11 protein-coding genes and 1 pseudogene are annotated in these 10,599 nt (G+C 68.6%); 3 read left to right on the forward strand and 9 right to left on the reverse strand.

Features of this window, described 5'->3' with window-relative positions; translation table 11 throughout:
• Window positions 1-4: 4 nt before the first annotated feature.
• The 3 genes from A5781_RS20070 to A5781_RS20080 all read right to left on the reverse strand — a co-directional run bounded on the left by A5781_RS20070 (window position 5) and on the right by A5781_RS20080 (window position 2,973).
• Window positions 5-430, reverse strand: a complete 426-nt coding sequence (locus A5781_RS20070; RefSeq protein WP_067210580.1) for a hypothetical protein — start codon at window positions 428-430, stop codon at window positions 5-7.
• Between the two features lie 231 nt (window positions 431-661).
• Window positions 662-2,032: a hypothetical protein gene (locus tag A5781_RS20075; RefSeq protein ID WP_067210584.1), complete on the reverse strand. Its 1,371-nt coding sequence runs from the start codon at window positions 2,030-2,032 to the stop codon at window positions 662-664.
• A 152-nt stretch (window positions 2,033-2,184) separates the two neighbouring features.
• Window positions 2,185-2,973: a (2Z,6E)-farnesyl diphosphate synthase gene (locus A5781_RS20080; protein WP_067210588.1), complete on the reverse strand. Its 789-nt coding sequence runs from the start codon at window positions 2,971-2,973 to the stop codon at window positions 2,185-2,187.
• Window positions 2,974-3,124: 151 nt separating this feature from the next.
• Between A5781_RS20080 and A5781_RS20085 the strand changes: the two genes are divergently transcribed.
• Window positions 3,125-3,904 carry a hemolysin III family protein gene (locus A5781_RS20085; protein WP_067210591.1) on the forward strand — a complete coding sequence of 260 codons (780 nt, stop codon included), beginning with the start codon at window positions 3,125-3,127 and terminating at the stop codon, window positions 3,902-3,904.
• A gap of 4 nt (window positions 3,905-3,908) precedes the next feature.
• Here the strand turns inward: A5781_RS20085 and A5781_RS20090 are convergent, their stop codons facing one another.
• From A5781_RS20090 to mca, 4 genes are read right to left on the reverse strand one after another with little or no spacing between them, the layout of a single operon-like run.
• Window positions 3,909-4,280 carry a nuclear transport factor 2 family protein gene (locus tag A5781_RS20090; protein WP_067210594.1) on the reverse strand — a complete coding sequence of 124 codons (372 nt, stop codon included), beginning with the start codon at window positions 4,278-4,280 and terminating at the stop codon, window positions 3,909-3,911.
• 11 nt (window positions 4,281-4,291) lie between these two features.
• Window positions 4,292-6,304, reverse strand: a complete 2,013-nt coding sequence (locus A5781_RS20095; RefSeq protein ID WP_067210597.1) for a thioredoxin domain-containing protein — start codon at window positions 6,302-6,304, stop codon at window positions 4,292-4,294.
• On the reverse strand, window positions 6,291-6,599 hold the full coding sequence (locus tag A5781_RS20100; RefSeq protein ID WP_067210600.1) for a hypothetical protein: 309 nt from the start codon (window positions 6,597-6,599) through the stop codon (window positions 6,291-6,293). The genes A5781_RS20095 and A5781_RS20100 overlap by 14 nt, the downstream gene beginning before the upstream one ends.
• Complete coding sequence (gene mca, locus A5781_RS20105; RefSeq protein WP_067210604.1) at window positions 6,596-7,468, reverse strand: mycothiol conjugate amidase Mca; 873 nt, start codon at window positions 7,466-7,468, stop codon at window positions 6,596-6,598. The genes A5781_RS20100 and mca overlap by 4 nt, the downstream gene beginning before the upstream one ends.
• Window positions 7,469-7,583: 115 nt before the next feature.
• On the opposite strand from mca, the gene A5781_RS20110 reads away from it, so the two are divergent.
• Window positions 7,584-8,018 carry a DUF4307 domain-containing protein gene (locus A5781_RS20110; protein ID WP_067210623.1) on the forward strand — a complete coding sequence of 145 codons (435 nt, stop codon included), beginning with the start codon at window positions 7,584-7,586 and terminating at the stop codon, window positions 8,016-8,018.
• A gap of 221 nt (window positions 8,019-8,239) precedes the next feature.
• Window positions 8,240-8,734 carry a transcription elongation factor GreA gene (gene greA, locus A5781_RS20115; protein WP_067210607.1) on the forward strand — a complete coding sequence of 165 codons (495 nt, stop codon included), beginning with the start codon at window positions 8,240-8,242 and terminating at the stop codon, window positions 8,732-8,734.
• On the opposite strand, the gene A5781_RS20120 is transcribed toward greA, so the two are convergent.
• Both A5781_RS20120 and A5781_RS20125 read right to left on the reverse strand, forming a co-directional pair.
• A complete protein-coding gene (locus A5781_RS20120) occupies window positions 8,731-9,906 on the reverse strand; it encodes a cystathionine gamma-synthase (RefSeq protein WP_067210610.1) in 1,176 nt (391 codons plus the stop codon). The genes greA and A5781_RS20120 overlap by 4 nt on opposite strands.
• Window positions 9,907-9,954: 48 nt before the next feature.
• A pseudogene (locus tag A5781_RS20125) lies at window positions 9,955-10,560 on the reverse strand (RDD family protein); the annotation flags it as partial.
• Between the last annotated feature and the right edge of the window lie 39 nt (window positions 10,561-10,599).

The following is a 10,599-nucleotide window of genomic DNA, read 5'->3' on the forward strand; positions in this document are numbered from 1 at the left end:
ACGATTACGCCGTCTCGAGACGGCGCACGCCCCAGTACTGCAGTCCGGCGAACGCCGCGGTGTACACGCCACCGGCCAGGGTGGCGGCGATGCCCGTCGCGGGCAACGGCAGCGCTTCGGCGGCCACGATCGCGCCCAGGGTGAACACGACGTTGGCCACGACGACGCCGATTCCGACGCGGCGCAGGTTCGACGCCGCCGCGAGGCTGAAGACAACCAAGCCGCCGAGCACGAAGAAGGCGCCGAGGCTGTACTCCTGCAGCGACGTCAGGCCCGTCAGCGACGAAAGCGGGTCGGCGAGAAAAGCGATCGCCAAACCGCACAGGCCCGTCAGCGTGGCGTCGGCGCGCATGGCGAAACGCAGCAGTGAGTCGGTCGAGTCGTAGAGGGGGCGGGTTGCCAGACCTGGCGCGCCAGATGCATACATCATGTGATTACTCCTCGCGATGGCGGATTGGGTCGAACTTCAGCGTGCCGCCGGCGCACTGCCATATCGACTCGTGGCACTGCCAACTACTGCCACGGATAAAAAGACGAGTGGGTTCGGCGGGCTATTCCCATTTGCGCGCAAGAATCGAAATCGTTATTCGACAACCGCCAGTCTGGCGTTCAACAGCCCCAGCAGTCACAGCAGTCATGGGGCACAACCGTCGTTCCCGGATCAGTCGCTAGCCACCGGCACCCGCCCGCGCAGGTCGGCGGCGATCAGCCGGGCGGCGGCGTTCTGCCAGTTGTGCAGCGAGCGCTGCGGAACCTCGGTGACCAACCACTGCCAGGCCTGACGAGCGGTGGGATCCAGTCCCGCGGCGGTGGCGTTCTGCGCGTACGCACGCACGCCGACGACGTAGGGGAAATACAGCGAGTTGTAGTGGCGCCACTGCTCGGTGGTCCCGAAATCGCCGGCGTCACGCGGCTTGAGCCGTCCGATCGCGTCCGCGAGAACCGCCTTGAGTTCGTTGGCCCGCTCCAGCGGATGGTCGGGCGCGCCCCGGGCGGCGAGCCGCTCATCGATGACGGGCAGTGCGGTCAACGGGCTGGCGACCAGCTTGCTCAGGTCCGCGTAATGGCCCAGGGCACGACGCGTGAGCCTGGCGAACGTGACGTCGTCGACGTGGCGGAGCGGATCCACCGACCGCAACGGCAGCGCCGCGCCGGTATTCCGCAGCGCCGCCCGATCCTCCCGCAGCGCGGGCGATTTCGAGAATGCCAGCCGATCGAGAACCCCGGCCAACGGATCTGCCAGCACCTGCACGGCGATCGCGACCGCCAGGCTGGTGAACAGCAGCACGGTGAGCGCGGTCTGCGCGGCGCGGTCGTGGCGGGTCAGCGCCAGGCCGATCAGCGCCTGGCCGCCGAACAACACCGCCACCGCCACCGAGCCGGCAAACGAGCGGAGCATGTCGGCGCGCAACGCCTGGCCCTCGTCGAATGCGTCCCACAGCGCGACGGCGAGCCCGAGCGAGAGGACGTCGAGACTCGTCGACGCCAGCGCCACCCAGCTTGGCACCAGGCCGAGCGGAATGATCAGGATGGCGTTGCCGAGCGCGAAGAACAGCGTCGCGACGACGGCGAGCCCGACTGCCGACCGCGGCCGACGCGCCTGCCGCAACGCGACGGCCATCGCGGCGAAGGTGGATACCGAGATCACCGCGAACATCACCCAGTGGCCCGTCCGGAGTGGTCCCTCGACACTGCCGGCCAGCATCGCCCCGAACAGGGTCAGCGCGGCGACCCCGGCCACCAGCAACAACTCGCGTGTGCGCGGTCTCGAGCCGTCGCTGGGCCGGGCCAGCTCGACGAGCACCGCGAACCACGCCACGCCGGGGATGGTCACCAGGTAGATCTCAACGCGGCTGAACAGGTGCGCGTAGCCGGGGCTGGCGGTGCGCACCGCGTCCAGCGCGACCACCAGCGCGAAACCGCACAAGCCGATCGCCGCCAACACGAGCACCGGCTTCCGCGGATCGCGAGCGAGGAGGTACAGCCCGAGCCACCCGCTCAGCGTGAAAACCACCGCCGACAGCGCAGCCATGCACCCAGTTTTGCACGGGTTTGATGCGTGCCGACCCGCTGCGCCCGGCTCGCGCCGCGCTTGCGATCGCCACGGGTCTGATGCGTGCCGACCCGCTGCGCCCGGCTCGCGCCGCGCTTGCGATCGCCACGGGCCCGATGCGTGCCGACCCGCTACTTGCCGTACCTGCGGTGCCGCTGACTGTAGTCACGCAGCGCACGCAGGAAATCCACCCGGCGGAACGCGGGCCAGTGCGCCTCCGTGAACCACATCTCCGAATACGCGCTCTGCCACAGCAGGAACCCGGACAGGCGTTGCTCCCCCGACGTGCGGATCACCAGGTCGGGATCGGGTTGCCCGGAGGTGTAGAGGTTTTCGGAAATGCCGTCGACGCTGACCGCGTCGATGAGCTCCTCGGCGGACGCACCGTTGGCGAGTTCCTTGCTCAGCAATGCCCGCACCGCGTCGACGATCTCGCGCCGGCCGCCGTAACCGACCGCGACGTTGACGTGGAACGTCGCCGCGACGGGTGTGGATTCCACCGCGTCGCGCACCCGCCGGGCCGGTTCCTCGCCGAGCAACTCCAGATCGCCGACGGTGCGCACGCTCCAACGATTGGCCGGTGCGCAGATCTCCTCGACGACGTCGGTGATGATTTCGATGAGCCCCGCCAGCTCGTCGGGGTCGCGTTGGAGGTTTTCCGTGGACAGCAGGTAGACCGTGGTCATCTCGATGCCGGCTTCCTGGCACCAGCGCAGCATCTCGGCGATCTTCGCCGCACCCATGCGGTAGCCGTAGCTGACGTCGGTATAGCCGGCGTCGCGGGCCCATCGCCGGTTGCCGTCGCACAGGACCGCGATGTGACGGGGCAGGTGTGATTTGGAGGAGGCCAGACCCTGCCGCAGCCGCAACTCGTAGACGCGATACAGCGGGTCTTTGAGGCGCGGCGGGATAATTTCCACGGAGATTCAGCCTACTGTGAGCTGCGCCAAATCTCCCCCTGCTATTCGGCGATGTCACCGCGCGGAGAGACCATGCCGTTACCGACGCCGACTATGTTGGTGATGACAGCCACTGGCAATCCCCGATCTGTAAGACGAGGGCACAGGAGACATGAGCAGCCAGACGAGCACGTCTGCCAATTCGGAGCGCTCGGATCGCAAATCCGAGGCCGTCACCCCAGGCAACACCGTCGAACAGCTTGTCGAGGGTGCGGCCCAGGCGCTGAGCAAGCCCCGCATGCGCGGCTGGATCCACTTCTTCTCCGCGTGGCTGGCGTTCATCACCGGCGCCACGCTGGTGTCGGTGTCGTGGGCCGCCTCCTCGCCGCGCGCCGGTCATTCGACGCTGATCTACGCGGCGGCAACGGTGGCGATGTTCGCCGTCAGCGCCACCTATCACCGGGTGCAGTGGACGTCCGATGCGGCCCGGAACCTCATGAAGCGGCTGGACCATTCGATGATCTTCGTGTTCATCGCGGGGAGCTACACGCCATTCGCGCGCCTGGCCATGCCGCAGCAGACCGGCGTGGAGGTGCTGTGGATCGTGTGGGGCGGCGCGGTGGCGGGCATCCTGCTGAAGGTGTGCTGGCCGACGGCGCCGCGGTGGCTGGGTGTGCCGCTGTACCTGATGCTGGGCTGGGTGGCCGTGTGGTACTGCCCGACGATTCTGCACAAGGCCGGCGTGGCGGCGATGGTGCTGCTGGCCGTCGGCGGGGTGTTCTACAGCGTCGGTGGCATCTTCTACGGGCTACGGTGGCCCGACCCGTGGCCCAGGACGTTCGGGTATCACGAGTTCTTCCACGCCTTCACCGCGATCGCGGCCATCCTGCACTACATCGCCATGTGGTTCGCGGTGTTCTACGTCGGCGACCACGCGTGGCTGGTGCGCTGAGCGTCTACAGCTGCGTGACGTCGGCGGGCGACCAGTACGCCTTCATGTGAGCGACCTTGCCGTCCTCGTCGAACGCCATCACGTCGATCGGCTCGATCACCATCCGGTGCTCCCCGGCGGTGATCGTGAGCCGGAAATGGAAGGCGGCCTCGTTGCCGGCGACCCGCAGCGTCACCAGCTCGCATTCGCGCTGCACATTGTCGACCGCCGAATAGAAGCCGTGGATCGCCTGGCGGCCGATGTGCACCTCGCCGCCGACGGGATCCTCGACGGTGGCGTCATCGGCGTACAGCTCGACCAACTCGTCGGCGCCGCCCTTGGCGACCAGTTCGATGTAGCGGTTGACCGTGTCGGTGATGTGTTGGGCGCTCGGCATGAAACGTCACGCTACCGTGGCGCGCCGAGCGCCCTCGCGAGGTCTTCGGCCGTGGTGACCGGCAAGTCGCATACCCGGCCGCGGCACACGTAGGCGGCGTCGGCGCCGGCCACCCGGTCGCGGCCGGTTAGCAGCGCCGACGAGTCCTTTTCGCCGCCCACGACGATCGCCCCGCCCGGTGCCAGCCGCCGCGCATCGGCCAGCAACGCCGACCGCGACGGTTCGCAGGCGACCGCGATCTGCAGCGGTCCGCGCACCGCGGCCTCCGCCACGGCCAGCCAGTGGCCCGCGGAGCGTGGCGCGCGCTCCAGCAGCACCGAATGCGTGTTGAGCCCGTCGGCCGCCGCCCGCAGATACCGCTCCGCGCGGTCGCCGTCGACCAGGTGCGCCGCGGTGAGCAGCGCCTCGGTGATCGACGACGCGCCCGACGGAGTCGCCCCGTCCAGCGGGTCGGCGGGCCGCAGCATCAACCGCTCGGCGTCGTCGGCGGTGTCGAACCAGCGGCCGGGCCGCTGCGGGTCGGCGAAGTGCCGCAGCGCGGTGTCGAGCAGATCCGTTGCCGGCGTCAGCCAGCCGACGTCGGCGTCCAGCTGGTAGAGGGCGAGCAGGCCGGTGGCCAGCATCGCGTGGTCCTCGAGGATGGCGGCACTGTCGCCGACCACCCCGCCCAGGCTGGCGCGCCGCAGCCGCCCGTCGACCAGGTGCGAGTCCAGCAGTGCGCGTGCACAATCGCGTGCGGCCCCGGCCAATTCGGGCGCGTCCAGGGCCACGCTGGCCTCGGCCAGCGCGGTGATCGCCAGACCGTTCCAGGAAGTGACGACTTTGTCGTCGCGGCCGGGCTGGGTGCGGGTGAGCCGGGCGGCCAGCAGCGCGGCCCGGACTCGTTCGAGCCGGTGCGGGTCGTCGGGATCGGCCGGCAATTGCACCACCGAGGTGCCGTGTTCGAAGGTGCCGGGCGCGGTGACCGCGAAAGCGGTTGCGGCCCAGGGTCCGTCGTCGGGGCCGAGCACCTCGGTGAGCTGCCCGGGCGTCCAGACATAGGTCGAGCCCTCGCGGCCGTCGGCGTCGGCGTCCAGCGACGACGTGAAGACGGCGCCGTCGGCCAGGTCGTCGAGCAGGAAGCGCGCGGTCTGGGCCGCGACCCGGCGCGCCAGCGGATCCCCGGTCCGGCGGGCCCAGTGCGCGTAGGCGCGCAGCAGCAACGCGTTGTCGTACAGCATCTTCTCGAAATGCGGTACCACCCAAGCGTTGTCGACGCTATAACGGGCGAACCCGCCGGCAAGCTGGTCATAGATGCCGCCGCGGGCCATCGCGTTGCCGGTGTGCGCGACGGCCTCCAGCGCCGCCGTCGAGCCGGTGCGTTCGTGGTTGCGCAGCAATGCCTCGAGAATCGCCGACGGCGGAAATTTGGGCGCGCCGCCGAAGCCGCCATGCACCGCGTCCCGGTCGCCGAGCACCGCGGCGACCGCGTGGTCGCACAGCGCCGGCGCGACGTCCGGGCCGCCGGAGGGCAGCCCGGAAGCCATCGCACGCAATTCGCCCGCGATGGCCTCGGACGCCTCCTCCACCTCGCCGCGGCGCTGGTGCCAGGTGGCGGACACCGCCGAAAGCAGTTGCAGGAAGCCGTCTTTCGGGTAGTAGGTGCCGCAGAAGAAGGGCCGGCCGTCGGGCGTCAGGAAACACGTCATGGGCCAGCCGCCGTGTCCGGTCAGCGCCACGGTGGCGTTCATATAGACGGCGTCGAGGTCCGGTCGTTCCTCCCGGTCGACTTTGATGCAGACGAATCCGGAGTTCATCGCGGCCGCCACCTCGTCGTCCTCGAACGATTCGTGGGCCATCACGTGACACCAGTGGCAGGCGGCATAGCCGATGGAGAGCAGGATGGGCACGTCGCGCTCGGCTGCGGCCGCGAGCGCCTGCGGGGTCCACTGTTGCCAGTGCACCGGGTTGTCGGCGTGCTGGCGCAGATACGGACTGGTGGCCAGCCCGAGGGTGTTCGTCGCGGCAGCGTCAGCCGGGCTCATCGCCGGGTCCCGGTGCCCGCTCCGATCCGTTCGCCTGGCCCGGGGGGCGGTTGTCTGCCTGGTCGACCGCGTCGGTGCCTTCGTCGGCGGCCTGGTCGGGCTCGGGGTGCTTGGGGTCGAACGAGTCGGGCACCTTCTTGAGTTGCTTGTTCATCGAGCGCAGCAGGAACAGCGTGGCGATCAGCAACACCACGACGATCAGCAACCCGATCGGGCTGGCCTTACCGAAGTCCGGCCCGGTGTGCTGCGGCGCGCCGTCGGCCAACGCACTCGCCGCCAAAAAGAGGTGGTTCACTCGTCACTCTCGATTCCGGCGAACAGGTCGTCCTCGGGCAGTCGGACGGGGACCCGCGAGCGCGCGAGCTCGAACTCCTCCGTCGGCCAGAGCCGCTGCTGCCATTCGATGGGCGCTGCGAAGAAGTCGTGGTCCGGGTCGATTTGGGTGGTGTGCGCCCGCAGCGCGTCGTCGCGTTGGCTGAAATACGCCGAGCACTCGACGCGCGTTGTGACCCGGGACTCGAACGGGTCGTGCGCGGCGTCCCAGTGCTCGAGCCACTTTGCGAACGGGGGTTCGTGCCCGTGTTTGATGGCCTCGTCGTGCAACAGCTGCATCCGGGCCCGCAGGAACCCGTGGATGTAGTAGAGCTTCGATACGACCCATGGCTCGCCCGCGTCCGGAAACCGCCGGTAGTCTCCGGCCGCCTCGAAGGCGCCGACCGAAACCTGGTGGCAGCGAATGTGATCCGGATGCGGGTAGCCGCCGTTCTCGTCGTAGGTGGTGATCACATGCGGCCGGAACTCGCGGACCACGCGAACCAGCGACTCGACCGACTCCTCCAGCGGCACCAGCGCGAAGCATCCTTCGGGCAGCGGGGGCGGCGGCTCGCCTTTGGGCAAGCCGGAGTCGACGAAGCCCAGCCAGGTGTGTTCGACACCGAGGATCTCGGCGGCCTTCGCCATCTCGTCGCGTCGGATCTCGGCGATGTGGCCGTGCACCTCGGGCAGGTCCATCGCCGGATTGAGGATGTCGCCGCGCTCACCGCCGGTCAGCGTCACCACCAGCACCCGGTGGCCCTTGTCGGCGTAGCGGGCGAGGGTGGCCGCGCCCTTGCTGGACTCGTCGTCGGGGTGGGCGTGCACCGCCATCAACCGCAGTTCGCTCACGTGCCCCCTTGTCGGTCCGCTGGTCGTGGGTTGCGAAACCTATAATTCCAGTTCTTCAGATCGTTGCATGCTGCCGGCCGGTGTCCGGCAGCCGACCACCCAGGCATACCCAGGCATGACCGAAACTTCCCCTTCGCTCCCGGAGGCCCGCTACGGGCGCGCCGGGCGCCCGCGCGTGCCCCGGCGTTGGCTGGTCATCGCGCTGGGCGTGCTGGTGGTCGCCGCCGGGCTGGTGATCGCCGTCGTCGGCTACCACCGACTGGGCACCAGTCCCGTGACGGGCACGCTGGGCAGCTATCGGGTGATCGACGACGAGACGGCATCGGTAACGATCAGCGTGACGCGATCCGATCCGTCGCGGCCGGTGGACTGCATCGTGCGGGTCAGGGCCAAGGACGGCAGCGAGACGGGCAGGCGGGAAGTGCTGGTCCCCCCGTCCGAGGCGGCCACCGTGCAGCTGACCACCACGGTGAAGTCCAGCAAACCGCCGGTGATGGCCGACATCTACGGCTGCGGCACCGACGTGCCGGCTTATCTGCGGCCGGCATGACCCCGTAACAACAGCCGAACTGCGAATTTCGGGTCACCAATTGTTTGCGCGGTGGTAACATGGGTGAATGCACGGTTCCTGATGGGACCGTGTATTGCTGCATTATGGCCGTGAGCAGAACGGATCGGCAGCACACGGGGAGCAGACCCGGATACTCCCGGCGGCGGGGTTAAACAGGCTTACGCGGGTACGCGGAACGACAACATGAGGAGCACGACGAGATGACGGACACTTCGGTGACCTGGCTGACCCAGGAGTCACATGACCGGCTGAAGGCGGAGCTCGATCAGTTGATCGCCCATCGTCCGGTGATCGCCGCGGAAATCAACGACCGCCGCGAGGAAGGGGACCTGCGCGAGAACGGCGGATACCACGCCGCCCGCGAAGAGCAGGGCCAGCAAGAGGCCCGCATCCGTCAGCTGCAGGACCTGCTCAACAACGCCAAGGTCGGCGAAGCGCCCAAGCAGTCCGGCGTCGCACTGCCCGGTTCGGTGGTGAAGGTCTACTACAACGGCGACAAGTCGGACACCGAGACCTTCCTGATCGCCACCCGCCAGGAGGGCGTCAACGACGGCAAGCTCGAGGTGTATTCGCCCAACTCACCGCTGGGCGGCGCCCTCATCGACGCCAAGGTCGGCGAGACCCGCAGCTACGTGGTGCCCAACGGCAACACCGTCGAGGTCACGCTGGTCAGCGCGGAGCCCTACCACTCCTAGCCCGCCACCGCGCCACCCAGCGCCTGGTCGAGGTCGGCCAGCAGGTCGGCGATGTCTTCGATGCCGACCGACAACCGCACCAAGTCGTCGGGCACTTCGAGTTGGGAACCGGCCGTCGATGCGTGCGTCATGGCGCTCGGGTACTCGATCAGCGACTCAACGCCGCCGAGCGACTCGGCCAGGATGAAGACTTCGGTGCGGGCGCACAGATCCCGTGCGGCTTGCCGGCCACCCCGCATGCGCACCGACACCATGCCACCGAAGCCGCGCATCTGCCGAGCGGCGATGTCGTGCCCGGGGTGGCCGGGCAGACCGGGGTACAGCACGGTGCTCACCGCCGGATGCCCGGAGAGGAAATCCGCGACGGCCGAAGCGTTTTCGCTGTGTCGCTGCATCCGCAGCACCAGGGTCTTCAGGCCGCGCATGGCCAGGTAGGCGTCGAACGGGCCGGGCACCGCGCCCGCGCCGTTCTGCAGGAAGGCGAAAGCCGCGTCCAGCTCCGCGTCATTGGTGATCAACGCCCCGCCCACCACGTCGGAGTGTCCACCGATGTACTTGGTGGTCGAATGCAGCACCACGTCGGCGCCCAGCTTCAACGGCTGCTGCAGCGCGGGTGAGGCAAACGTGTTGTCCACCAAGACTTTTAGCGAGAACTGTTTGCCCAGTTCGGCGAGGGCCGCGATGTCGGCGATGGACAGCAGCGGGTTGGTCGGTGTCTCCACCCAGATCAGGCGGGTCTGCGGTGTGACCGCGGCGCGGACGGCGTCCAGGTCGGACAGCGCCACCGGCTTATAGCTGACGTTCCACTGCGTGAACACCTTGTCGATCAGCCGGAAGGTGCCACCGTAGGCATCGTTGGGGATGATCACGTGATCGCCGGGCCGCAGCACCGCCCGCAGCGCGCAGTCGGCGGCGGCCATGCCGGAACCGAACGCCCGCCCGTAGCTGCCCTCTTCGACCGCGGCAAGCGAGGCCTCCAGCGCGGCGCGCGTCGGGTTGCCGGTGCGCGCGTATTCGAACCCGCCACGCAGCACGCCGACGCCGTCTTGGGCGAACGTGCTGCTGGCATAGATCGGGGCGTTGACCGCCCCCGTCGCCGGGTCCGGCCGGTAGCCGGCGTGAATCGCCTTGGTGGCGAGTCCGGTGAAATGTCCGGTGTGGTCGTCGCTCATCGACGACCAGCCTAGGTGACGACCGAGTCGGCTACCGCGCCCGCACGGCTAGCTCAGCTGTTGCTCGGTCCCGTCGAGCGGCAGGCAGACCGTCGTCATGATCTTGTCCGCCAGCGTTTGCCGCTTCGAATCCCACAGCGGGAAAAGGAAACCGATGAAGCAGATGATGGCGTCGACGAAGTGCGCGAGGGAACGCACGATGGACATCCCGAAACCGAGGGGCTGGCCGGTGACCTCGCTGACCACCTTGAACTTCATCACCGATTTGCCGACGCTCGACCCGGTGGTGCCTTGGCGGTAGCCGTAGTTCCAAATCAGATAGATCAGCCCCACCAGCGACGCCAACCACTGCGCCGCAAGGCCGATGCTCGAGTTCTGCGTCGCGCAGTACTGGTTGACGGCGTACTGCGTGACATCGGTGATGCACGACGTCTGCTGGGTGGCGACCAGGATCCCGGTCCCGATACCGTGCACGACGGCGTACGGGAGGATGTCGATGATGAACGCCACGAGCCGGGTCAGCCACGGCGTGTAGGACTCCGTCGGCAACGTGCGGATCGCAGGTCCGGGAGGCGGTGGCGCGTACCCACCGGCGGACGGCGGGGGCGGCGGGTAGGAGCCGCCGGGCGGCGGCGGAGGCGGCGGGTAGGAGCCTGTCTCTTATACACATCTGACGCTGCCGACGATCGCATA

The sequence above is a fragment of the Mycobacterium sp. 852002-30065_SCH5024008 genome, assembly GCF_001665645.1.
Classification (GTDB): Bacteria; Actinomycetota; Actinomycetes; order Mycobacteriales; family Mycobacteriaceae; genus Mycobacterium; species Mycobacterium paraffinicum.

Excerpts from the sequence above, each read along its gene's own strand:
- A5781_RS20070 (WP_067210580.1), bottom strand. The coding sequence starts at position 430 with ATGATGTATGCATCTGGCGCGCCAGGTCTGGCAACCCGCCCCCTCTAC.
- A5781_RS20075 (WP_067210584.1), bottom strand. The coding sequence starts at position 2,032 with ATGGCTGCGCTGTCGGCGGTGGTTTTCACGCTGAGCGGGTGGCTCGGG.
- A5781_RS20085 (WP_067210591.1), top strand. The coding sequence starts at position 3,125 with ATGAGCAGCCAGACGAGCACGTCTGCCAATTCGGAGCGCTCGGATCGC.
- A5781_RS20090 (WP_067210594.1), bottom strand. The coding sequence starts at position 4,280 with ATGCCGAGCGCCCAACACATCACCGACACGGTCAACCGCTACATCGAA.
- A5781_RS20095 (WP_067210597.1), bottom strand. The coding sequence starts at position 6,304 with ATGAGCCCGGCTGACGCTGCCGCGACGAACACCCTCGGGCTGGCCACC.
- A5781_RS20110 (WP_067210623.1), top strand. The coding sequence starts at position 7,584 with ATGACCGAAACTTCCCCTTCGCTCCCGGAGGCCCGCTACGGGCGCGCC.
- greA (WP_067210607.1), top strand. The coding sequence starts at position 8,240 with ATGACGGACACTTCGGTGACCTGGCTGACCCAGGAGTCACATGACCGG.
- A5781_RS20120 (WP_067210610.1), bottom strand. The coding sequence starts at position 9,906 with ATGAGCGACGACCACACCGGACATTTCACCGGACTCGCCACCAAGGCG.